This is a genomic window from Ottowia thiooxydans DSM 14619 (assembly GCF_000422885.1).
Lineage (GTDB): Bacteria > Pseudomonadota > Gammaproteobacteria > Burkholderiales > Burkholderiaceae_C > Ottowia > Ottowia thiooxydans.
In genome coordinates this window covers 24,965-47,728 of record NZ_AUGX01000012.1, presented here as the reverse complement: position 1 = coordinate 47,728, position 22,764 = coordinate 24,965, and the positions used below count along the sequence as shown (strand labels likewise).

General features: G+C 58.8%; 24 protein-coding genes and 2 pseudogenes. 16 read left to right on the top strand and 10 right to left on the bottom strand.

The window, feature by feature from the left end:
* Positions 1-19: 19 nt before the first annotated feature.
* From G518_RS40630 to G518_RS0111160, 4 genes are all read left to right on the top strand, one after another.
* Complete coding sequence (locus tag G518_RS40630; RefSeq protein WP_211231703.1) at positions 20-133, top strand: cytochrome oxidase small assembly protein; 114 nt, start codon at positions 20-22, stop codon at positions 131-133.
* Positions 134-150: 17 nt separating this feature from the next.
* A complete protein-coding gene (locus G518_RS0111170) occupies positions 151-756 on the top strand; it encodes a cytochrome c oxidase assembly protein (protein WP_028602620.1) in 606 nt (201 codons plus the stop codon).
* On the top strand, positions 753-986 hold the full coding sequence (locus G518_RS0111165) for a DUF2970 domain-containing protein (RefSeq protein ID WP_051236432.1): 234 nt from the start codon (positions 753-755) through the stop codon (positions 984-986). Before G518_RS0111170 ends, G518_RS0111165 begins: the two co-directional genes overlap by 4 nt.
* 71 nt (positions 987-1,057) lie before the next feature.
* Complete coding sequence (locus tag G518_RS0111160) at positions 1,058-1,939, top strand: cytochrome c oxidase subunit 3 (RefSeq protein ID WP_028602618.1); 882 nt, start codon at positions 1,058-1,060, stop codon at positions 1,937-1,939.
* A gap of 101 nt (positions 1,940-2,040) precedes the next feature.
* On the opposite strand, the gene G518_RS0111155 is transcribed toward G518_RS0111160, so the two are convergent.
* Positions 2,041-2,277: a twin transmembrane helix small protein gene (locus G518_RS0111155; RefSeq protein WP_028602617.1), complete on the bottom strand. Its 237-nt coding sequence runs from the start codon at positions 2,275-2,277 to the stop codon at positions 2,041-2,043.
* Between the two features lie 14 nt (positions 2,278-2,291).
* Between G518_RS0111155 and G518_RS0111150 the strand changes: the two genes are divergently transcribed.
* The 5 genes from G518_RS0111150 to G518_RS0111130 all read left to right on the top strand — a co-directional run bounded on the left by G518_RS0111150 (position 2,292) and on the right by G518_RS0111130 (position 6,532).
* Positions 2,292-3,032: an SURF1 family protein gene (locus tag G518_RS0111150; protein WP_028602616.1), complete on the top strand. Its 741-nt coding sequence runs from the start codon at positions 2,292-2,294 to the stop codon at positions 3,030-3,032.
* Complete coding sequence (locus tag G518_RS0111145) at positions 3,025-3,714, top strand: SCO family protein (RefSeq protein ID WP_036594371.1); 690 nt, start codon at positions 3,025-3,027, stop codon at positions 3,712-3,714. Before G518_RS0111150 ends, G518_RS0111145 begins: the two co-directional genes overlap by 8 nt.
* Before the next feature lie 4 nt (positions 3,715-3,718).
* A complete protein-coding gene (locus tag G518_RS0111140) occupies positions 3,719-4,882 on the top strand; it encodes a COX15/CtaA family protein (RefSeq protein WP_028602614.1) in 1,164 nt (387 codons plus the stop codon).
* Positions 4,879-5,823, top strand: coding sequence for a heme o synthase (gene cyoE, locus G518_RS0111135; protein ID WP_425414283.1), 945 nt, complete (start codon positions 4,879-4,881; stop codon positions 5,821-5,823). Before G518_RS0111140 ends, cyoE begins: the two co-directional genes overlap by 4 nt.
* Before the next feature lie 97 nt (positions 5,824-5,920).
* The gene (locus G518_RS0111130) at positions 5,921-6,532 is read left to right on the top strand and encodes an SCO family protein (protein WP_211231702.1); all 612 of its coding nucleotides are present in this window, start codon (positions 5,921-5,923) and stop codon (positions 6,530-6,532) included.
* A gap of 337 nt (positions 6,533-6,869) precedes the next feature.
* Here the strand turns inward: G518_RS0111130 and rpoH are convergent, their stop codons facing one another.
* On the bottom strand, positions 6,870-7,808 hold the full coding sequence (gene rpoH / locus G518_RS0111125) for an RNA polymerase sigma factor RpoH (protein WP_028602611.1): 939 nt from the start codon (positions 7,806-7,808) through the stop codon (positions 6,870-6,872).
* A gap of 478 nt (positions 7,809-8,286) precedes the next feature.
* Complete coding sequence (locus G518_RS0111120) at positions 8,287-9,159, bottom strand: AraC family transcriptional regulator (RefSeq protein ID WP_245597956.1); 873 nt, start codon at positions 9,157-9,159, stop codon at positions 8,287-8,289.
* A gap of 159 nt (positions 9,160-9,318) precedes the next feature.
* On the opposite strand from G518_RS0111120, the gene G518_RS0111115 reads away from it, so the two are divergent.
* Both G518_RS0111115 and G518_RS40970 read left to right on the top strand, forming a co-directional pair.
* Positions 9,319-10,074, top strand: a complete 756-nt coding sequence (locus tag G518_RS0111115) for an SDR family NAD(P)-dependent oxidoreductase (RefSeq protein ID WP_028602609.1) — start codon at positions 9,319-9,321, stop codon at positions 10,072-10,074.
* Positions 10,075-10,432: 358 nt separating this feature from the next.
* Positions 10,433-10,620 (top strand): annotated as a pseudogene (locus G518_RS40970) (transcription elongation factor GreAB); the annotation flags it as partial.
* 20 nt (positions 10,621-10,640) lie between these two features.
* On the opposite strand, the gene G518_RS0111105 reads toward G518_RS40970, so the two are convergent.
* Positions 10,641-11,543 (bottom strand): LysR family transcriptional regulator, encoded by a 903-nt coding sequence (locus tag G518_RS0111105; protein WP_028602607.1) that lies wholly within the window; start codon positions 11,541-11,543, stop codon positions 10,641-10,643.
* Between the two features lie 102 nt (positions 11,544-11,645).
* Here G518_RS0111105 and G518_RS0111100 point away from each other — a divergent pair, with 102 nt between their 5' ends.
* Both G518_RS0111100 and G518_RS0111095 read left to right on the top strand, forming a co-directional pair.
* A complete protein-coding gene (locus G518_RS0111100; RefSeq protein ID WP_028602606.1) occupies positions 11,646-11,972 on the top strand; it encodes a nuclear transport factor 2 family protein in 327 nt (108 codons plus the stop codon).
* Positions 11,969-12,751 carry an SDR family oxidoreductase gene (locus G518_RS0111095; protein ID WP_028602605.1) on the top strand — a complete coding sequence of 261 codons (783 nt, stop codon included), beginning with the start codon at positions 11,969-11,971 and terminating at the stop codon, positions 12,749-12,751. Before G518_RS0111100 ends, G518_RS0111095 begins: the two co-directional genes overlap by 4 nt.
* Positions 12,752-13,139: 388 nt before the next feature.
* On the opposite strand, the pseudogene G518_RS0111090 reads toward G518_RS0111095, so the two are convergent.
* The 3 genes and pseudogenes from G518_RS0111090 to G518_RS0111080 all read right to left on the bottom strand — a co-directional run.
* Positions 13,140-13,394: pseudogene (locus G518_RS0111090) on the bottom strand (transposase); the annotation flags it as partial.
* A 49-nt stretch (positions 13,395-13,443) separates the two neighbouring features.
* Positions 13,444-14,310 (bottom strand): hypothetical protein, encoded by an 867-nt coding sequence (locus tag G518_RS0111085; RefSeq protein ID WP_051236431.1) that lies wholly within the window; start codon positions 14,308-14,310, stop codon positions 13,444-13,446.
* A gap of 133 nt (positions 14,311-14,443) precedes the next feature.
* Complete coding sequence (locus G518_RS0111080) at positions 14,444-15,373, bottom strand: class I SAM-dependent methyltransferase (protein ID WP_028602602.1); 930 nt, start codon at positions 15,371-15,373, stop codon at positions 14,444-14,446.
* A gap of 314 nt (positions 15,374-15,687) precedes the next feature.
* Between G518_RS0111080 and G518_RS34715 the strand changes: the two genes are divergently transcribed.
* Complete coding sequence (locus G518_RS34715) at positions 15,688-16,629, top strand: LysR family transcriptional regulator (RefSeq protein ID WP_051236429.1); 942 nt, start codon at positions 15,688-15,690, stop codon at positions 16,627-16,629.
* 114 nt (positions 16,630-16,743) lie between these two features.
* Here the strand turns inward: G518_RS34715 and G518_RS0111065 are convergent, their stop codons facing one another.
* Positions 16,744-17,628, bottom strand: a complete 885-nt coding sequence (locus G518_RS0111065) for a LysR substrate-binding domain-containing protein (RefSeq protein ID WP_028602601.1) — start codon at positions 17,626-17,628, stop codon at positions 16,744-16,746.
* A gap of 97 nt (positions 17,629-17,725) precedes the next feature.
* On the opposite strand from G518_RS0111065, the gene G518_RS0111060 reads away from it, so the two are divergent.
* The gene (locus G518_RS0111060; RefSeq protein ID WP_028602600.1) at positions 17,726-18,028 is read left to right on the top strand and encodes a DUF6506 family protein; all 303 of its coding nucleotides are present in this window, start codon (positions 17,726-17,728) and stop codon (positions 18,026-18,028) included.
* Positions 18,029-18,352: 324 nt separating this feature from the next.
* Here G518_RS0111060 and G518_RS38400 read toward each other — a convergent pair whose 3' ends face one another.
* Positions 18,353-22,030, bottom strand: coding sequence for a Kelch repeat-containing protein (locus G518_RS38400; RefSeq protein WP_084651695.1), 3,678 nt, complete (start codon positions 22,028-22,030; stop codon positions 18,353-18,355).
* A 125-nt stretch (positions 22,031-22,155) separates the two neighbouring features.
* Between G518_RS38400 and G518_RS39255 the strand changes: the two genes are divergently transcribed.
* Entirely contained in the window at positions 22,156-22,314 is a 159-nt protein-coding gene (locus G518_RS39255; protein ID WP_342663764.1) for a hypothetical protein, read from the top strand.
* Between the two features lie 6 nt (positions 22,315-22,320).
* On the opposite strand, the gene G518_RS0111045 is transcribed toward G518_RS39255, so the two are convergent.
* A complete protein-coding gene (locus G518_RS0111045) occupies positions 22,321-22,728 on the bottom strand; it encodes a cupin domain-containing protein (RefSeq protein WP_028602599.1) in 408 nt (135 codons plus the stop codon).
* Positions 22,729-22,764: the final 36 nt, after the last annotated feature.

Sequence of the window (22,764 nt, the reverse complement as noted above, 5' to 3'; positions counted from 1 at the left end):
AATGGACGGAACGCACGTTATGACGACGCCTGAGCAAAAAAAGAGTAATCGCCGCCTGGGCCTGATCCTCGGGTCAGTAGCGCTTATCTTTTGTCTTGGGTTCGTTGCTCGAATGATCATCGTCGGTCACTAGGGATTGCAGTTAAATCCATGGGAATTCGAAACGATAACGCCAAGATGGTGGGCAAGCTGGCCATTGTGGCCGCTGGCATGTTTGGGTTTGGCTATGCCATGATCCCAATCTATAAAGCCATCTGTGATGTCACCGGCGTCAATATCCTGACGCTCGTTGAACGGCAAGTGCCGGGCAACGGGGGCATTGGGCGCCCAACGAATACGCAGGTCGACAAGACCCGCACCATCACCGTAGAGTTTGACGCCAACTCGCGTGGGCCCTGGCACTTCAAACCTGCCCAGCGCACCATGACAGTGCACCCTGGCGAATTGTCTACGGTCATGTATGAGTTTCAGAATGTCCAGGATCGCAGCATGTCTGCGCAGGCCATTCCTAGTTATGCACCACGGCAGGCAGGCGCTTACTTCAACAAGCTTGAATGCTTCTGCTTTAACCAGTACACGCTTCAACCTGGTGAAAAGAAAGAATGGCCGGTGGCGTTCATCATTGATCCGCGGCTGTCCAAAGACGTGACTACCATCACGCTTTCCTACACCTTCTTTGAAGTGGGCGCCAAGCCACCGCCAACACCGAGTTCCGCGAGTGCCGTCACCATCGTGCCGGGAGGAGTGGGGGCGTGAGCGATATTCGCTCCTCTGCTGCAGAGGTGCCTGAAGCACCCAAGTCTTCATTCTGGCGCTCGATGCGTATCGTCGCCTGGGGATTTTTGGGTGTTAGAAAAAATAGCAGCTATCGCGAAGATCTGGGTCAAGCCAACCCGTTTCACCTGATCATCGCGGCATTGCTGGGTGTTTTATTATTCATAGGCGTGTTGTTGCTTGCAGTCAGATGGGCTGTAGCAAGCGCCTGAAGTTAGATAATTCGAGCGGTATCTGCCGCTCAAGCAGTTAATGGATTAGAGAGTACAGGAGCCACGACAAAATGAGTACCACCGCCCCCGGCAAAACGCCGTACTACTTCGTTCCGGGACCATCGCGTCACCCGGTGATGGCGGCCATCGGTCTGTTCATGGTCATTTTCGGCGCCGCTGAATGGATCAATGGAGCTGACTGGGCCAAATACGTGCTCTTGTTTGGCATGTTGTGGTGGCTTTTCGTGCTTTACCAATGGTTTGGTGAGGCCGTGGGCGAAAGCGAAGGCGGGCTCTACGGTCGTAAGATCGATTTGTCCTTCCGCTGGAGCATGAGCTGGTTCATCTTCTCGGAAGTCATGTTCTTCGGTGCCTTCTTTACCGCACTGTGGTGGGCTCGTTCCCACTCGCTGCCGGCACTGGGAAGTCTTGAAAACGCGCTGCTGTGGCCGGATTTCAAGGCCGTCTGGCCTAGCCTTTCCGCTGGTTCCACGGGTTCCCCCGCTGGCATCATCGAGCCGTTCCAGACCATGGGCCCGTTCTGGTTGCCCACCATCAACACGGCGCTGCTGCTCACTTCCGGTGTCACGCTCACCATTGCCCACCACGCACTGCAAGTGGGTAACCGTGCACGCACCATCGCTTTCATGTGGATGACCGTGGTACTGGGCATCATCTTCCTGTTCGTGCAAGGCTATGAGTACTACCATGCCTATACCGATCTGAACCTCAAACTCAGCTCCGGTGCCTTCGGTTCCACCTTCTTCATGCTGACCGGCTTCCACGGCCTGCACGTGTTCGTGGGTATGCTGATGTTGCTTTTCATCACCCTGCGTTTGATGAAAGGCCACTTCACGCCAACCAGCCATTTTGGCTTTGAAGGCGCGGCTTGGTACTGGCACTTCGTGGACGTGGTGTGGCTTGGCCTGTATATCCTTGTGTATTGGATGTGATCGGTTCAGGTAATAAAAAAAGCGCCTGTGGGCGCTTTTTTTATTCGTTTTGGAGAGTTTTACTTCATTGATTGTGAGGCGCTGCGTCAAAGACGAGCGATTTACGCGCCTTGGGGAATTCCTGTGGGTCGGAGGTATCCAAACTTCCATGCAATCAGCACGCAGATAAACAGCAGCACAGAGATCCCCACGCGAAACGCCAGGGCGCGTACCATGCGGCCAGCGCGCTTGGAGTCATCATCTTCACCGGACTTGTCCCCGCGCATCATGAAAATCAGCGCTGAAACCATGCTTCCAACGATGCCCGCAAACGCTAACCCAACAATTATTTGCTTCATAAGCTGATTATCCTGTGAGTGCAACTTCGCGTACTTGGCGGTTCTGGCTCGTGCTGGTGGGCACGGTGATCGGCATGGCCGTTACCTTCTCGCTCGGGAGCTGGCAATTGGCACGCGCCACGCAGAAAGAAGCCCTGCAAGCAGCTATTGTGAGCCGTGAGCAGCAACCTGCGCTCAATGCCTCGGCTGTCATTGGATCATTTACACCCACTCAGGCGCAAGAGCTGCTTCACCGCAGTATCGTGCTGCGCGGTGTTTGGGTGCCAGATCGTACCGTCTATCTAGACAACCGGCAGATGAATGGTCGCCAGGGCTTCGATGTGCTCACCCCATTGCGCCTTTCAGGCGCAGACGGGGTGGTGCTGGTTCAACGGGGGTGGGCTCCAAGAAATTTTGGCGATCGCATGGCTTTGCCGCCTGTAGAAACCCCCGCTGGCGAAGTCACCATCACGGGCCGGATTGCATTGTCTCCGGCACGGCTATACGCGCTCGGCGAGGACGGGCGCGGCGCTATCCGGCAAAATCTCGACCTTGAAGCCTTTCGGAGCGAAACAGGCCTGCCCTTGGCCCGTGTTTCCGTGCTGCAGGTCGGCTCGCCTTCTGAAGGCCTATCGCGTGATTGGGCCCAGCCGAACACCGGGGTCGACAAACACCATGGCTACGCCTTTCAGTGGTTTGGCCTGGGTGCGTTGATCGGCCTGCTTTTTCTTTGGTTCCAAATTGTCAGACCCTTCTACCTTTCCCGCCGTGCCTGATCAACGTCCTACACAGGATGAGCCCTTGGGTCTCACCGTTCACTCCATACCCACACCTGCCGAAGCGGGTGCGGAAAATGCGCGCAGCAGCCGTAGAGGCCGCTGGACTATGCTGGCACTGGCGCTTGTATGCGCCACGCCGGTGATCGCGTCGTACTTCAGCTACTACGTTATTCGTCCGGAAGGCCGCCGCAACTTTGGCGAGCTGATCGAGCCGCAACGCCTCGTGCCCACTGTGGCCGCCACCGATATGAGTGGCAAACCGGTGGAGCTCGCCTCCCTGAAAGGGCAATGGCTGCTGGTGAGCGTGGGCAGTGGGGCGTGTGAGAGCAACTGCCAGCAGCACCTGTATTTGCAGCGCCAACTGCGTGAGAGCCTGGGCAGAGAAAAAGATCGCCTTGATTGGGTATGGCTGGTGAGTGATGACGCCCCCATCAAGGAAGAACTGCGCCCCGTGGTCGGTGTGGCTACGGTGCTGCGCGTGCCGCCCAATGAGCTCGCCAAATGGCTGGTCCCCGCAGCCGGGCATCAAGCCTCCGAGCATTTGTATGTGGTTGACCCCATGGGCAACTGGATGATGCGTTTCCCTGCCAATATGGATATGGCCGGCGCCGCCAAAGCCAAGCGCGATCTTGAGCGCTTGCTGCGAGCCTCCGTGAGCTGGGATAACGCCGGTCGTTAGAACCATGGACACTCCCGCTCTCTATAACTTGGCGCCTGCCCTGCGCCTCATGGGCATGGGTGCGGTCATCGCGCTTGGGCCGCTGGCTTGGGTGTGGTTGCGCAGTCGCCGAGCGGCCCCTGATCAGCGCCTGCGTTCACTGACGCTGCTCACCTTATTCCTCACCTTCGATCTGGTGCTGTTTGGCGCCTTTACGCGTTTGACGGATTCAGGCTTGGGCTGCCCTGATTGGCCCGGCTGTTACGGCCATGCCAGCCCCGTGGGTGCTAAAGAACATATTGCCTCTGCCCAAGCGATGATGCCCACCGGGCCCGTGACCCATGGCAAGGCCTGGGTCGAGATGGTCCACCGCTACCTGGCCACGGGCGTAGGCGTGCTCATCATCGTGTTGGCGCTCACCACCTGGATGCAATGGCGTAAGCAGCGCCAGGGCCTGAACCCCTGGTGGCCCACCTTCACATTGGTCTGGGTTTGCGCCCAGGGCGCGTTTGGTGCACTTACCGTCACAATGAAATTGTTTCCAGCTATAGTCACCCTGCATCTTTTGGGTGGGGTAGGGCTGCTGGTGCTGCTGGCTGTGCAGGCTGAGCAATACCGCCAGGCGGCTGGCGGCGTGCGTGAGGTGCTAGCTGGAGCGTTGCGCCCGCTGCTTTGGCTATCCACCATTCTGGTCACCATTCAGATCGCACTCGGTGGCTGGGTCAGCACCAATTACGCCGTTCTGGCCTGCAATACCTTTCCTCAGTGTCAGGGCGGCTGGTGGCCAGAGATGGATTTCGCTCAAGGGTTTGAGTTATGGCGGCCACTGGGTTTCTCTGGTGATGGCACGGGTCTGGAGTTCATCGCGCTTACGGCCATCCACTACACGCATCGATTGTTCGCCTATGGTGTGTTCATCGTGGTGGCTCTCTTGGTGTGGCGCCTTTACCGCGCCGGCGTGCTGGCAGCGCAAAGGCGCTGGATAGGCGCGCTCACCTTGCTTCAGTTGATTACCGGCCTATCGAACGTGGTGCTGGATTGGCCACTTGTGGCGGCTGTGGCCCATACCGGAGGCGCCGCCGCACTGGCTACGGTGCTGGCGTGGGCCTTGTGTGCAAGCCGTTCTGAATCGGACAACCGCGTTAAAAATGTGACCCCCCGCGGTGCGGTCCAAGGGAGTTTGCAATGAATACTCGTGCACCTGCTGCACCCCCTCCCATGAGTGCGGATCCGGCCCCCGAATCCGCCGTGGTTCCCTCCATGCCGGTGTGGCGTCAGTACTATGTACTCACCAAACCGCGCGTGGTGCAACTGATCGTCTTTTGCGCGCTCATCGGCATGGTAGTGGCGGTTCCTGGCATCCCCAGAGGGGAAGCGCTGGCCCGCATGGCCATTGCGTGTCTGGGCATTTGGCTGGTGGCTGGCGCAGCCGCTGCCTTCAACTGCCTGATCGAAAAATCCATCGATGCGAGGATGAAGCGCACCTCATGGCGCCCCACCGCGCGTGGAGAACTCTCAGACAAGCAGGCGCTTACCTTCTCGGCAGTGCTATGCGCCGTGGGGTCGGCCATTCTGTACATCTGGGTCAACCCGCTCACCATGTGGCTGACCTTCGCCACGTTTGTGGGTTATGCGGTGGTCTACACCGTGATCTTGAAGCCGCTCACGCCGCAAAACATTGTGATCGGTGGGGCTTCGGGTGCCATGCCTCCTGTGCTGGGTTGGGCTGCCATCACTAATCATGTGGGCCCCGAGGCCATGATCATGTTCCTGATCATTTTCCTGTGGACCCCACCGCACTTCTGGGCGTTGGCGCTCTATCGCGTGGAAGATTACCGTAAGAGCGGCTTGCCCATGTTGCCAGTCACGCACGGCAATGAGTTCACGCGCTTGCAAGTGCTGCTCTACACCATCATCTTGCTGCCGGCCTGCTTGCTGCCCTTCATTTATGGAATGAGCAGTTGGTTTTATCTGGTGGCGGCGATTCTGCTGAACGCTGGCTTCATCTGGTATGCCTTCAAGCTTTGGAGGAATTACTCCGATGCGCTGGCCCGCAAGACCTTCCGCTTTTCGTTGATCCATCTCTCGCTGCTGTTCGCGGCGCTGCTGGTCGACCACTATTTCATCTAAAGACGTGTTGATGTACACGTTCTAACTACCCCACAAAACGGGGAAATGCTTTGCCAGCGTCCGCACCCAGACACCGGCAGAAAACTGAGGAATTTTTATGCAACGCCGATTCACATTGAAAACCATGGCCGCCGCAAGCACGCTGGCCGCGCTGGGCCTGCTGAGCGCCTGCTCTGACTCCAAGGTGGTGCAGTTCCACTCTGTAGACATCACTGGTGCAGATTACGCCAAGAATTTTCAGCTGACCGATTTCAATGGAAAGCCTCGCACCATGGAGGATTTCAAGGGCAAGGCTGTGGTGATCTTTTTCGGCTTTGCGCAATGCCCCGATGTTTGCCCCACCACCTTGGCTGAGTTGGCCGAAGCCAAAAAACTCCTTGGCGCTGATGGCGACAAACTGCAAGGCCTGTTCGTGAGCGTAGACCCCGAACGCGATACCCCAGAAGTCCTTAAAGCCTATATGGCTGCTTTCGATCCTAGCTTTGTAGCCCTGTACGCATCTTCCCCAGAAAAGCTCGCCGAAACCACCAAAGACTTCAAGATTTACTTCAAGAAGGTGGACGGCAAAACCCCCGGCAGCTACACCATAGACCACACCGCCGCCAGCTACATCTACGACCCTTCCGGCCGCCTGCGCCTCTATTCCCGCTACGGCGCCGGGGCCAAACCCCTGGCCGACGACGTTGCCCTGCTGCTTAAAGGCGCTTAACAGCGGTTTGCGTTTAGCCGATAGAGGCCGTTCGGGCCGAGCTAATGCAGAACCGAAACGACCCTTCGCGTTGAGGTGATGCTACAAAAAAATGACCGTTCGGGTTGAGCTCGGCCTGTCCTGAGCTCGTCGAAGGGTCGAAACCTCGCGCCCCGTTTCACCCTCTTCGCCAAGCTCACCGCAGTAGTCTCCCGCCGGGACCGCCGAGCTCCCGCGCGGCATTCAGCGCCTCCAGCGTAAACAGCTCACCAAGCTAAACCTGGCCTTTGCCGGTACCGCCCATAAAAAAACCGCCCGGCGCAAGCAGCGGGCGGTTTCATCAAGTCAAGCTAAAAGCTCAGGCGTATTCCGCCAACGCAGCCTTCATCTTCTTCATGGCGGCCACTTCAATCTGGCGGATACGCTCAGCACTGACCCCATATTCCCCAGCCAGGTCATGCAGCGTCATCCCACCGGATCCATCGTCACGCACGTTCAACCAACGCTCCGTCACAATCCGGCGGCTACGCTCATCCAGCCCTTTCAGAGCATTGGCGATGCCTTCAGTAGCCAGCGCATCCCGCTGAGCTGATTCAATCATGGCCGTGGGCTCATGATTAGCGTCAGCCAGATAGGCGATAGGCCCAAAAGCCTGCTCGCCGTCATCCGAAGGTGATGGATCAAGCAGCACATCGCCACCAGACAGGCGCATCTCCATCTCGCGCACCTCATCCGCCTTGACGTTCAGCTCACGAGCTACCACGTCAATCTGGGCGTCTGACAAGTTGTCACGGAAAGTGATCTCTTGTTCCGCATCCTTGGACTTGAAACCCTGTTTCATAGACCGCAGATTGAAGAACAGCTTGCGCTGGGCTTTGGTGGTAGCCACCTTCACCAGGCGCCAGTTCTTCAGAATGTATTCATGGATCTCAGCTTTGATCCAGTGAAGGGCGTAACTTACCAGGCGCACGCCCTGATCAGGGTCAAAGCGCTTCACGGCTTTCATCAAGCCCACGTTGCCTTCCTGGATCAGGTCTGCGTGGGGCAGACCATAGCCAAGGTATTGGCGAGAAGTAGAAACGACCAGGCGCAGGTGCGAAAGCACCAGCTTGCCAGCTGATTCCAGGCTCCCCGTGTCACGCAGCTCCCGGGCAAAGCGTTGTTCTTCCTCGTGCGTCAGCATCGGCATCCGGTTGACGGCCGTAATGTAAGCGTCGAGGTTGCCCAGGGACGGGACGACGGACCATGGATTAGCCAGCGCCACCGCAGTGGTAGGGGCAGAAACCGCAGTACTCATCTTGGAATGTCCTTTAGTCATAGTCGGGAATTTTAGCACTCTGTTGGAGTGAGTGCTAAGACGAAAAGTTCATTCCTATATGCAGCTTTTTACAGGGTTCTCGCCATGGAATGGACGAAAAGCTTGCGGCCACTAAAAATTTGTACGCTTTTTATTTAATTTTGTACTTTTTTAGGTGACACAAGAAAACCAAGCAGGCCGGATGCCTTCACCCCGAGCTCTATTGATAACTTTGGAAGTAGTTCATCTAGATTTGGTCGCTGATTGCATTAACAACTTTTCCGGAGGGGCCGAGAGGAGGCGCCACTAACGTAACTGAGCCTGGGAGCCTGTTTCAGGCGGATTGCAGTTGAAGGCGCCTGTCTCGGCCAGCAACAGACCTTCCCGCAAGCTTCTCAATTTAACCAAACCACAACATGGCTTCCGTCTAGGGCATTGATAGCTCTTGCCTGCCAATTGATTCGGCCCCGTCGCAACCTTACGCAGGCAGAGTCAACTTCAACCGGACAGTGCGGACCTCGCGCGCGGGCGACATGCCAAACAAGCGACCATAGTCGCGGGTGAACTGTGGAATGCTCTCATATCCCACGCTGTGCGCTGCGTGGGCCACCATCAGCCCCTCCGATAACAATCGCCGACGCGCTTCGATAAGCCGGAAGCGCTTCTGCAGTTGAATCGGCGTCAGCGAGGTGATCGAGCGAAAGTGTTCGTGAAACGTCGAGATGCTCATGCCGGCAATCGCCGCGAGTTGTTCGACATCTAGAACCTGGGCATAGTCTTCGCGGATGCGAGCTACAGCCCGGCCAATGCGCTGGGCATGGCTGTCGACCACGCCAAGCGCCCTGATAGCACCAGCGTGCTCGCCCGTGAGCAGCCAGTAATGCAATTCACGCAACAACTGCGTCTGTAGCACCCCGAGTGAAGCCGGACGTTCGAGCAAGGCCATCAGCCGACGGGCGCAGTCTGCCACATCCGGCCCCGTCGGGTCCACCCGCACAGCTTGACCGATGGCCCAAGGCGCTGCCCCCATCTCCACCACCAAGCTTTCAAGAATGGTGATGTCCAGGTCAAGCACGATGGAGACATAGGGCGCTGCTGCACTGGCGGCGGTGATTTCGCTGACGGTCGGCACATCGGTGGTGATGAGCAGAGATTCACCGGCACCGAACTCAAACGTTGTGTGCCCCATAACCACACGTTTTCGACCTTGCAGTACCAGAGCAACCAGAGGTCGGTTGATGGCGAATTGCAGTGCACCCGGAGCCGTTTCGAGTATCACGGTCACTCCGGGGATAGGTGTACGGGCGACGCCATTGCGGTCGGCATGCGACTCGGCGAAGCGAAAAGCCATTTCAAAAAGCCTTTGAGTCATCTGGGCAGTCTATGCCAAGGGTTTCGGCCACGCCCACATGTCGGACTTTTGAGCAAGAACTAGCGATTTAAGCGCAACTTTTCTGAAGCCGTCGGGCGAAAAATCAATGGCTTCAACATGCACTTTCGAGGAATCAACATGAATAGCATTTCTTTGGTCACCGGCGGTAGCCGCGGTCTGGGTCGTAACACCGCATTGAGCATCGCGCGGCAAGGCGGCGACGTCATCTTGACCTACCGCAGCGGAGCCGACGATGCGCAAGCCGTCGTGGCCGAAATCGAGCGCATAGGCCGCAAAGCTATCGCTCTCCAGCTCGACGTTTCTACAATTTCTACCTTTCCGAGTTTTGCTCATGAGGTTCGAGCCGCCCTGAAGGCGCGCTGGGAGCGTTCGAGCTTTAACCACCTCATCAACAACGCCGGCCACGGAGAAATGGCCAGTCTGGCGGAAACGACGGAGGCACAATTTGACGGCTTGTTCAATGTCCATGTGAAGGGAGTTTTCTTCTTGACCCAGACCTTGCTGCCGTTGCTGGCCGAGAAGGGGCGTATCGTCAATTTCTCCTCCGGCCTGACCCGTGTGTCTTTCCCCGGTTTCTCTGCGTATTCCGCCGCTAAAGGGGCAGTGGAAATCCTGACGTTGTACATGGCAAAGGAGTTGGGAAGTCGCGGCATCACCGTCAATACGGTGGCACCCGGCGCTATCGAAACCGACTTTCTGGGAGGTGCCGTGCGCGACACCCCCGGCTACAACGAAGCTTTCTCCACCATCACTGCACTGGGCCGGGTGGGGCTTCCCGATGACATCGGCCCTATGGTGGCCAGCTTGCTGCGGCCCGACAACCATTGGGTGACTGCACAGCGCATCGAGGTTTCGGGCGGACAAAGCATCTAATAGCGACGGGTCCAGCTATCGCTGCGCTTCGAGCAAGTCTTTTCCTCACCTATTACCCACCCTGGACATGAAGCATTTCACGGCAGCAGCGGTTCCCTATCTGCGATTATTCCAGGCGTCTTTTGGCCGTCGTGGCTCGAGGAATTGAAGAGGACAGCACCATTTATGGCGTCGCGATCGAACGCGTATTGCTGGCCCTCGTGCGTCCTGCTGTCGCAAAGTTCAGCGACAGCTTTGTCGCTATTGGCGCGAGTTCAACCACCCGCAACGACGGACTCCAACCGCTGCAAAGCCGTCCCTGTCGATAGGTGCTTCAGGCTGATTGCTGCCACTCAATGTGCTCGAGCGAATGGGTGCTATCTGCCAATTCTTGCTGCAGCAGCAGGTGCTGGAGTGGTTATCCGAAGACCTGCTGCAAGCCGAACAGGCAGTGCGGGCGCCCATGAAACGGCAACTCACTAAGAAAGCATCGCCAAAAGCAAATACGACACATTGGGACTCGAAGCCGCCTACCTGGCCACCGGCCAAGCCAAATCAGTAAGCGCCTGCGGGCTCGATTTGTAGGCTCATGCCAAATCTTTGTCTAACAGGCAGTTGATGAAGGCACCCAGCAGGGCTGGGCGGTACTGCCTGTTAGGGTAGTAGAGAAACAGTCCGGGCCGCGAGATCGACCAGTCCGCGAGGACCTGGACCAGCCGTCCCTCCGCCAAGAGTTCACCCACGCCGTCCCGCTCGAAGTGATAAGCAATGCCCAGCCCATTGAGCGCAGCAGCGACACCGATGTCAACGTGGTTGGTGACAACAGGGCCGTCCACGGGCACTTCGAGACGTATCCCCCTTTTCTCAAACTCCCAGCGATAGTGCCTGCCGTCCATCTGGAGTCGCCAGTTGATGCACGCGTGGTGATGCAAATCTTCGGGCTTTTTGGGTGTGCCTCGACGCGCGAGGTAGTCGGGCGACGCGACGGCAACCATGTTTAGATCAGGTGTGAGGCGCACGGCAATCATGTCTTTTTCGAGCCGCCCGCCCACTCGAATGCCGGCGTCGAACCGGCCAACGACGATGTCGGCCAGCGCGTCATCGACCACGATGTCGAGAACCACGTCAGGGTATGCCTGATGAAAGCGTGAAAGCCTGGGCGCAATGATGGTTCGGGCCGCGATCCCCAGCGTGTTGATGCGCAGCGTCCCACTGGTCTGGCCGGCAGCCTCGCTGGCCTCGGCGACCGCGGCCGTCATCTCGCGGAACAACGGCGCGATGCGCCGGTAAAGCAGTTCGCCACTGGCCGAGGGGGCGACGCTTCGCGTCGTGCGATTTAACAGGCGTGCACCGATCCGGCTTTCGAGTTGCCGGATGGTTTGGCTGAGCGCGGAAGGCGACAAGCCTAGATGCTCTGCCGCCCGAGCAAAGCTCGCCCGCTCAACCACGGCGGCAAAAGCCTTCAGTTCGGCGAATTCGGACCCGCGCATTATGTATTCCTTTCTACATAGCTCATCTGAATTTTAGGGTATTCACTAAATTCACCGCGACGCGCATCCTCAGGTCTTCATTCACCACATGGAGCCCTCAACATGAGCAACTTGAATCTTCCTGAGCCGATTGCCGCGTACTTCGCGGCCGAGCACAAACCTGAAGCCCTGGCGCATTGCTTTACCTCGCGAGCCGTCATGAAGGACGACGGCCACACCTACACAGGCGTCGATGCCATCAAGGCCTTTATGGCCGAGGCGTCCGCTAAATACAGCGCCACGAGCATGCCGTTCGCATTGGCGCGTGAGGATGGCTTTCAGATCGTCCGCGCCAAGGTCACCGGCAACTTCCCCAGCAGCCCCATCGACCTGTCGTACCGCTTTCGCCTGGAACGCGGTCTGATCGCAACGCTGGAGATCACGGTATGAATTTCGACCTCCAACTGCAAGGGCAGCGTGCCCTGGTCACGGGCGGCACCAAGGGTCTTGGTGCTGCACTTGTCAAGAGCCTCCGTGAAGTCGGCGTGCAGGTCATGACCACTGCGCGGGCTGCACCAGCGAATCCGCTGGAAGGTGTGACATACGTACAGACCGACCTCGCGACCGCGGAAGGTGTGTCCGAACTGGCGCGCGCGGTGAAAGAGCATTGGGGCGGTGTCGATATCCTGATCAACTCCCTGGGCGGCTCCAGCGCGCCGGCAGGTGGATTTGCGGCACTCGATGACGCGGTGTGGTTCAACGAGTTGAACCTGAACTTCATGTCCGCAGTTCGTCTTGACCGTGCGCTGTTGCCCGCAATGCTGGCCAAGGGTACAGGCGTAGTACTGCACGTGACCTCAATCCAGCGTGTACTTCCGCTCCCGGAATCGACCACCGCCTACGCTGCCGCCAAGGGCGCCTTATCGACCTACAGCAAGTCATTGTCGAAGGAGGTTACGCCGAAAGGTGTCCGCGTTGTGCGCGTCTCACCGGGCTGGATTGAAACAGAGGCGTCGGTTGCGTTCGCCCAACGAATGGGTGCCGAAGCAGGCACGGACTATGAAGGTGGGAAGAAGGTGGTCATGGACTGGCTTGGCGGAATTCCTGTGGGGCGGCCCGCCACGCCCAAAGAGGTCGCAGACCTGATCACCTTCCTGGTATCGCCGCGCGCGGCATCGGTGTCGGGCTCGGAACACGTGATCGATGGAGGAACGGTTCCGACTGTCTAAGGCGTTCGTTCGTCCTTGTCGGCGTGCGTTTAAAGCGGCAACGCCGTCGGCCAGGGAACCTCGCACTTTTGCCTTTTCATTGGTCACTGACTATCGACAATGTTCGATTTTCGATAGTCAATGTGAACTACTACGCCCGCTAAGCTTGGTGTGTGCGACCGCGAGACTAACCACCTCCTGCCTGCTGCACCTAGTCAAAGTCGGCAGATATGACCCCGAAGACGGCCGCTAGAGGCTGGTTGCCGAAATTCAACGTAGACAGTTTGAGGACGACTCTACGCCGATAGTGTTGAAAAACTTAACTCAAATCCTGTCCGCGCTGGCGATCACACAGGATTCGTAATCGAGTTCGCGACACGAGAGCGTGCAACAGACCTCCCGGCCCTCCTTACGCAATCTTCAATGCCGTATCTGCTTCGGTTGGCATCAGCCACTTTGCCATTCTTCTGAGGTTCTGAGCCGTTGCAGCCATCAGGAACTCGTCTCTTGCACCGCTGAGCCCCCGTAGCCGGAGTCGATCAAGCTTCATGATGCACTTGAGGTACGCGAACAGCATCTCCACCTTCCTTCGCTCCCTGCGCGACTGCCCGTACTCCGGTGTCTGCGCAATCGATCGTGCCACCTCACGCGCGCGTTCATGAATGAAGTGGTGCTATCGACCCCAAGTTGCCGTTAGATGCTTCGAAAAGCGATCAGTCGATATCGCCGACTAAGCGAAATGTCAAACCGCCGGTGACCCGCCGCGCAAGCACTACGTCATCCTGGGCTGCCCTCTCTTCAAGCAAGTCGTTCTCGGCAAGAAATCGCCGGGCGTGGCTGAGATCTCTGACGGCTAAGGTCAGCGACTGAATGCGGTCGTGACTCCCAGGAAACAGCGAAAGCTCAATGTCGTCCGCCACCATGATGGATGTCCTTTGCGACCCTGTCAGTCGCCTCCACTTTTCTACCGCCGCCGGCACGTCTCGACTCGTTAATGCCATTCGCCTCAAACCCACGATGCCAAGGCGGCCCCCACGGCAAGCGTTCAGTGCTTCCCGCTCGACCGCTCGCCGCTGTGGAGTTGTCAAACCCGGCGTCCAGGGCGCGATGGGCGCGCGGTCGCCCCACTCGCAGATGAAGACGCAGCAGGCGTCGTTGGAAAGGTCAAGTATTACGGAGTTGGTGAAGTTAGTGTGAACTACTCCGTTCTGATCCTTTGATGCATAGGGTCGCGGAGCCTTGCAGGCCAAGCCTGTAGCTTGGATGCCGGCAATCGTCTCGTCAAGTTGGGTTGGCGCGAGGGCAATTTGGTGGAACAGGGGTAACACGCAGTCTGCGGGCAGGTCTGAGTTATCTGCTGCCTCCCAGATTTCCAGATTAGTGTTGCCTAGGCCTATCCAGCCGAAAGTGGCAAAAGCAGCCCTCTGTAAAGGCCAAGTTATCGGAAGCCCCAGTTGGCCGCCAAAGAGTTCGTAGAGCGCCTCAGCTTCAACGGTGCGAATGACAACATGGTCAATTGCTTGATATGGACGCGCTGTCACTTGCTTGCACTCCAACGCTGACTTACTGAATGTCGGCATTGTGGCGTGAATCCTGCTCTCACGACGAGTTTCCGCAACTGGATCGGATCGCTCATCGTAAGCATCGCTGGGGCAACTCGGTACTGCGGTGGAGCCATCCAGTTGCTTGGCGGGTCTCTGCACCATGGGCCGACTAAGTGCCTGTAAGGGAGCCAATCGTGCGCGCATGTGCGATGTGCGCTGCTGAAGCTGAGCAAAAAGCATTTTTACCTTCAGCGTCGTAACGCGCAGCAGCTTCGTTGCCGTCCAAATCTTCCAGCAGCAAAAGGCCGGATTTGAGGAGAAGCTCGTTCAAACTTCGCGGGGTAAAGCCAGAGAGGAAAGCCTCCCCCGCTTTGGAAACCTCAGTCTTGAGCTTGTGGAAGCCTTCATCGGGCGTATGGCTTGAATCGAAAACAGCTTCATCCACATAGGTGAAGACCAACTCGCTGCCTGAAAACGAGCATTTGGAGACCGATTGAAGAGTGTTCAGATTGGCCTCTCGCGTGAGGTACATGGTGACACCCAACCAAGAAAAGAAGGCAGGGCTATCCGCCCGAAATGAGGATCTTGCCAGAGCTGCTTCCAGTGTCTCCAACGAGAGATCGGCCTCAACGAATTCCACGGAACTGGGTACTGAAACGCCACACGCGGTCATACGCTCGCGCTTCAACTGCTGCGTCGTAGGGTGATCTACTTCAATGATTGTCAGCCCCTCTGCCCAAGCAGGGCGCCGGAGAATGAAGCTGTCGAACCCGGCGCCAATGAGCACGCATTGGGTCATGCCACGCGATACCGCCTGCTTCAGCGCATCCTCTGTGTATCGAGACCGCAGGATGACATCCGCGTACGCTGCATTGGCCCGAAGGGCGTGGTCAAGGGTTTGGCCGACATCCGGGGTTGAACTCGATTTAGCTGGGCTTGCCCGATCGATCGCAAGCTGCCGCAGAGCGGCTTTTACCGGTTCCGGAACCAGGCGATCGCCCCATGTGTCGCTTAAGAGTGGCGCGGGGTCGCTGCGCGAGTGAACAGCGCGCATGAGCGAAGTGGCGAGTGCAGTGCGGCTGGCGGTCGATGGGGTCAAAGGCGGCTCCAAGTAGGTAGACACAAGCTAATGGACGCAAGTTGCGCTTGCGCCATCGGGGAGAAGGTGTCTGCGAAAGAAGGCGGACCGCTATCCTGAACCGGGGTTCAGGTGGGCAAGGTCAGCCGCACATCGGGATCGTCTGACGAAGAGACGTTCACGCCCGTGCGGCAATGTTCCAAGCCCGAGCTTTTTTTGCGTTGGTCAAGGAATATCGCAATCCATCCATCGATCGCAGACAACGCGAGTTTCAAACATAGAGTAAATTCTGTACAGTGCATTGTTTGAAGTGAATAGCTGCATAGGATGAATGTATGGATTTCAATCTTCTTGTAGCCTTGGATGCCTTGCTGAGTACGGGTAGCGTCAACGGCGCCGCCCAAAAGATGCACCTGAGCGCCCCGGCCATGAGCCATACCTTGGGAAGAATTCGAGATGCCCTTGGGGATCCCATCCTCGTTCGTGCTGGTCGCAAGCTGGTCCCTACGCCACGAGCCAACGCGATGCGTGAATCGGTGCGGCGAATCGTGGCCGAAGCCACCGACTTGATGCGGCCAGACAGTGGTGTGCCATTGGCCATGATCGACCGAGAATTTACGATACGTGCACCTGAAGGGATGGGTATCGTCTACGGTGCGACCTTGCTCGAGGCAATGCACGAGAAAATTCCGCTAGCTAGACTTCGTTTTGTTCCTGAGAGCGAGGGCAATGCTTCTGCGCTGCGCGATGGGCACATTGACTTGGACGTGGGAGCTTTGGTCGACCGTGGGCCTGAAATCCAGACTGATGTGCTGTACGAGCAGAAGATTGTGGGTGTCGCGAAAGCCGGCCATCCGTTGTTCAAAACGCGTGTGACGTTAAAGCAGTTCTCGTCGCAATTGCATGTCGCCATCACCCAGCGGGGGCGAGCGCGCGGATCGATCGATACTTTGCTGGACCAAGCAGGCGTCTCCCGCAATCCGGTGTTGACGGTCCCAAGCTCATATGGTGCGCTGATGGCCGCTGCACGATCTTCCATGGTCGCGTGTGTGCCCGAGCCGTTGGCGCGTGCCGTTGCGCCAGCACTTGGGTTGGAGATTTTCAAGCTGCCCGTGGATGTTCCTTCTGAAAGGATTGTTCAGGCGTGGCATCCGAGGGACGAGGTGGATCCGGCCCATAGACGTTTGCGAGAGAGCGTGGCGACCGTCTACACGCAGGTCACGTTCGGGCCGCTTGGCCGTCGTGCACTGGCAGCGCATCGTGCGTTGTTGAGCTGACAGGCTAAGGTGATGCGTGCTCATCACAAAACGGCGCCGATCACTTCGCTCACGGTTATGTTCCAGCAACAACCGATCAGAACGGGTTCTGTGGTTTGACAATTTGTTGAAACCTCAGACAGTGGGAAGCAGCGCCGACAGCTGCTCGGCCAGCGGGGTAGGCACGCGGTTCGTGATCAAGTGCACTTCGAGCTTCAGCACAAAGCCCTTGGGAAGCGGAATTAGACGAACTCCGGGCGGAGCAATTCGTTTGAGGCTTGCCTGTGCAATGGCAAGTCCCAAGCCACAAGCGACTAGCTCGAGCGCCACTGAGGGATCAGCCGCCTCGTGGCGAAGCGATGGCTCGAAGCCCGCTAACTGACAGGCGGCTAGCATTTGCGCATGGCCCGCTGGCGCGAGGTGCTGAGGCAGGAAAATGAAATCCTCGCCGTCTAAGGCTTTCGCAGTGGAAGATGCCTCAGAGGCAAGCCTGTGACCAACAGGGACCGCCAGAAGATACGGCTCCTCAAAGATTCGTCGACTTTCGAGGTTGGCGACCATGCCGTGCGCCCGATGCGCGAATCCAACATCAAGCGCACCCTGGCGAATGGCATCAAACTGATCAGCCGTCCTCAATGCCTGAAGCTGTATCCCAGCAGCCGGACAGCGTCGCTTGAGCGCGAGCATGCCCCTCCGAAATACACCCGCATGCATAGCGCTCTCGACATAGCCGATGGTTAAGTTTCCAGCGAGACCCTTTGATTCATCGCCAGCGCGTGCCTCCAGTCGTTGCGCAGCGGACAACAAGGCTTTGCTCTCAGCGAGGAACCTTCTTCCGGCTAGATTGAGGTTCAGGCGCTTTCCGCTTCGCTCAAACAAGGAAAACCCGATGCGCGTTTCCAACGCGATGATCTGTCGGCTCAACGGGGACTGGGAAATGTGCAAGCGCTCGGCGGCGCGCGCGATGCTCTCGAGTTCGGCGACGGCAACGAAATAGTGCAACTGTTGTAGATCGAGCATAAGACCTTTTCAGTCCGATATAAGGCAATAACGGACGTAGACTAGCATACGCTTTGTGCGGATGATCCGGAGCACTAACAACCCTTTGGAGCAACTCATGCCTCTCGCGCGCTTTGGATTCATCGTTACCGGCGCTGGCCTGAACCCAAGTCAACATCGATGTGTGATGGCGTCAGACCGCTTCCAGATGATTGCCGTCGGCGTTCCCACGGCGGCAGCTGGCGTTGACGTTGCGCGCGCCTTGGTCGCAGAAGGCGTGCAATTGATCGAGCTGTGTGGGGGCTTCGGCCCGGGGGGCACGGCCGCAGTGCTGGAGGCAGTGGGCGGTGCTGTGCCGATCGGCTCGGTCGGATATGGCCCCGAGTCGATCGACGCGCTCGCTCGACTGTTCGCTGCCTGACGCCTGACGCTTGACCATTGACCCAGTCATCGAGCGTCAGCTCGTGTGAGGTTCCAATGCCGACGAAGAGCCCGTCGGCGCTGTTTGGTTGGCACGACTGCAGTCGCTGAAAAGCCCTGTTTTGTAGCCTTCCCCGGGCCTACATTGCGGAAGGCAAGTTATGCTGTCTTGATTCCAAAGCGGTTCAAATATCTATTCAATACATCGGCACCACTTCTGCCGTCGTAGACGAAAGAAGGAAGCCCGGCGCGGCGAGCGGCAGCTACGTTTTCAGAGCAGATAGCATGCTTGCTCAATACCAGGGTGGACGTGGCCAATGCCCCCTCACTTCACCCAGCGCCTACGAACCGCCAAAGTGGCGATGCCCATCAGCGCCAGAGACAGCAGCAGCTTCTCCCACGGCCCATCAAACAAAGGCACAGGAACGACGGTGCCGATGGCGGCTGCGTCCACCGTGATGCTGAAGGTCTGCTCCAGTGTGGGCACCGTAGGCCCCGCCTTTAGCATGAACGTCTGAGGCACCGTACTGTCAGAGATAGACACAGTGAATGTTTGCGTCTCGGGCTGCGTGGGTGTGCCGCTGATCACGATGGAAGCGCCGTCCTGTGACAGGACCGCACTCAAGCCCGCAGGCAACTGGCCTGAAGTGATCGTGAAACGGTACGGTGCGGCGCCCCCTGAGGGTGTAATGCCCGAGCTGTAGCTCTGGCCCACCTGGCCGTTGGGCAAGCTGCCATCGCCTGGCACGTTCACGCTGGCCACCGGCGCCACTGGGGCTGAGGTGGAGGCACTGGCCCCGGGGCCATCGGTGGTGATCACCTGTACGGTGAAGCTGTACGGCGTGCCATTGGTCAGGTCTGCGATGGTGCAGGTCGTGACCGGCGCAGCAGGGGGCGTGGCAGACGTGCTGCAGGTGCCAGCAACCTGCGGCGGCACCTCCGTGGTGTAGGCCGTCACGGTATAGCCGGTGATGGCATGACCGAGGACATTGGCGGGTGCCGTCCAACTGAGGGTGACCTGCCCATCACCCGTGACGGCCACCAGCGCGGTGGGCGCATCGGCCGTGGCGTAGGGTGTGACCGGTGCGGTCAATGGTGAAGCAGCGCCTGCGCCCACTCCATTCACGGCCTGCACGCTGAACACATAGGCCGTGCCATTGGCCAATCCAGTGACCGCACACTGAAGACTGGTGCAAGACTGCTGAGCCACCGGCGTAGTGGTGTCGCTGGCCGCATAGGCCTTGATCAGATACTCCGTCGCAGTCATGCCGCCATCCTCCGCAGGGGCCGTAAAACCCACGAGCGCCGCCGCATTACCTGCCGTGGGCAGCACGTTGCCAGGGGCTTTTGGTACCTGGGGGCCTTGCACCAGAACGGCGTTGGACTCTATGCCATTCACAAAGGCGGTCAGCGAATACCAACCCGCATGGGCTTGCAAAGGCTGCGTTGGCAAAGCGGTAGAGGTGTAGGAAGTGGCCGTCGAGCTTGTAGGGCTTAACCAACTCACGGCACCACTGTCGAGTCGGCGCAACTGCACCACGGGCAGATTGCTGGCGGAGTTTGATGTGCCACCACCACTCGCTTCACTGTCGCCTTGCAGCAGGGTGCCGGTAAGTGTGACGCTGGCGCCCGGTCGCAGCAACGTGTTTACCGGGGCGGCAAGCACAGGCGCACGTGCTGGATCCACATCGGCTGCATTTGAAAAAACTTCCGCAGTCGCCAGAACACCGCCGTTCCCCCCTCCCGCGATCAGCACCTTGCCATTGGGCAGCAGCGTCGCTGTGTGAAGGTACCGAGCCCCCGCCATACTGCTCTGGGCGCCCCAGGAATTGCTGGCCGGGTCATACACCTGAGCACTCGCCAGAGCACCGCCGTTGTCCCCCCCCGTGGCCAGCACCTTGCCATCGGGCAGCAGCGTCACTGTGTGGTAGTGCCGAGCCGCCGCCATGCTGCTTTGTGCGCCCCAGGAATTGCTGGCCGGGTCATACACCTGCGCACTCGCCAGATAACCGCTGCTACCGAGCCCTCCCGCGATCAGCACCTTGCCATTGGGCAGCAACGTCGCTGTGTGTGAGTGCCGAGCCTCCACCATACTGCTCTCTAGGCCCCAGGAATTGCTGGCCGGGTCATACACCTGCGCGCTCGCCAGAGAACTGCCGCCGTTCCACCCCCCCGCGATCAGCACCTTGCCATTGGGCAGCAGCGTCGCCGTGTGTTGGTTCCGACCCGTCGTCATGTTGGTCGCATCGCTCCAGGTATTGCTGGCCGGGTCGTATACCTGCGCACTCGCCAGATAAGCGCTGCTATCGACCCCCCCTGCGATCAGCACCGTGCCATTGGGCAGCAGCGTCGCCGTGTGACCGTACCGAGCCGTCGTCATGTTGGCCGCATCGCTCCAGGAATTGCTGGCCGGGTCATACACCTGCGCACTCGCCAGAGAATCGCTGCCGTTCCACCCCCCCGCGATCAGCACCTTGCCATTGGGCAGTAGCGTCGCCGTGTGATGGTACCGAGCCGCCACCATGCTGATCTGTGCGCCCCAGGAATTGCTGGCCGGGTCATACACCTGCGCACTCGCCAGAGAATCGCTGCCGTTCCACCCCCCCGCGATCAGCACCTTGCCATTGGGCAGTAGCGTCGCCGTGTGATGGTACCGAGCCGCCACCATGCTGATCTGTGCGCCCCAGGAATTGCTGGCCGGGTCATACACCTGCGCACTCGCCAGAGCATTGTTGTTCCACCCCCCAGCGATCAGCACCTTGCCATTGGGCAGCAGCGTCGCTGTGTGAAGGTACCGAGCCGTCGCCATGCTGCTCACTAGGCCCCAGGAATTGCTGGCTGGGCCCCGGTCATACACCTGAACACTCGCCAGAGCAAGGGTGCTGACTCCTCCCGCGATCAGCACCTTGCCATTGGACAGCAGGGTGGCCGTGTGCCGGCTCCGACTCGTCATGCCGGCTGCGGAGGTCTTGTTACCGTTGACCGGGTCATACACCTCCGCGCCCGCCCCCCAGGTTATCAGCACCTTGCCATTGGGCAGCAGGGTGGCCGTGTGCAAGGACCAAGCCGTCGTCATGCCGGCCGCATCGCTCCAGTTACCGTTGGCCGGGTCATACACCTGCGCACTCACCGGAGCACCGCCGCTGCCGCTGCCCCCCGCGACCAGCACCTTGCCATCGGGCAGCAGCGTCGCTGTGTGACTGTATCGCGCCGTCGGCAGGGGGCTCGCATTGCTCCAGCTACCGTTGGCCGGGTCATACACCTCCGCACTCGCCAGAGCACCGGCGTTGTTCCCCCCCGCGATCAACACCTTGCCATTGGGCAGCAGGGTGGCCGTGTGAGAGGACCGAGCCGTGATGGTGCCCGCATCGCTCCAGCTATTGCTGGCCGGGTCATACACCTGCGCACTCGCCAGAGCGCTGTTGCCCCGCCCCCCTGCGATCAGCACCTTGCCATTGGGTAGCAGAGTAGCCGTGTGAGAGGACCGAGCCGTGATGGTGCCCGCATCGCTCCAAGTATTGCTGGCCGGGTCATATACTTGCGCACTCGCCAGAGAGTTGGTGCCGTTATGGCCCCCCGCGATCAGCACCTTGCCATTGGGCAGCAGCGTCGCTGTGTGAGTGTGCCGAGCCGCCACCATGCTGCTCTCTACGCCCCAGGTATTGCTGGCCGGGTCATACACCTGCGCACTCGCCAGAGCGCCGCTGCGCCACCCCCCCGCGATCAGTACCTTGCCATTGGGCAGCAGGGTTGATGTGTGATCGTACCGAGCCGTCGTCATGCTCGCCGCATCGCTCCAGTCCTGCGCTTGGGCCTGCACCGTCCCCAGTGCGCAGCACGCTAGAAGGAGCGTGTGGAGAATGCGCCTGCTCAGCAACCCGACTCCGCTCAACGCCTGTAAAAACCGCGCGGGCCAACTGAGGAGTTGCCGGATAGCCATACAAGCAGAACGGTGTGTGGGCGGGGAAGCCTCACCTACTTTGGAGAAACCAGGTGGGGACATAGGTCTCAAATCCAAGAAAAATTTGAATCTGCAATATAAGTGAATAGTTGTTACAAAAGCAAATTATTCTTGCATAGACGGCCAGTATCCTGAGTCGGGAATTCATTGAGCTAACTTGGCGTATCTTGTTCAATCGTGTGGTGTTGCAACACCGCCTGGTGAGCAGGAGAGGCAGATCCAAGGCAGAACTGGCGCTCAGAGATGCGGAGCGCGAGCAACTCACGGCCTTGACGCTGCGGCGCAAGATCGCGCAGGCCATGGCATTGCGAGCACGACGCTGTTGACGTTCATTACGTGGATCCCTTCGAAATGGTGTCCCCGGGGCGAATCACCTTGTCAGGCGATTCGCCATAAGGCGGGCTGTAAATTACCAGCAGCTTCACCGGGGTGTCACTGGTCACAGTGAACAGATGCATCTGGTCGGCGGGAAAAAAGCAGGTGTCCCCTGGCACCATTTCGAAAGACTGGCCGGCCACCTCGACGTGGGCGGTGCCTTCCAGCAGATAGCATGCTTGTTCAATACCAGGGTGGGCGTGGGGTAGGGCGCCGCCACCTTTGTGCAGCGTTCCCATTAATACTTCCATCTGCTTGGCGCCAACGGTCTCCGGGCCAATCAGTCGTTGATTGTGGGTGTGATGGTGATTGGCGGGCTGATAGGTTGGCACATCGGCGGTGCGAACCAGGTAACTTGGTGGCATATTGGATTTCCTTTCAGGTGTCGGGGCGGTAGGCTC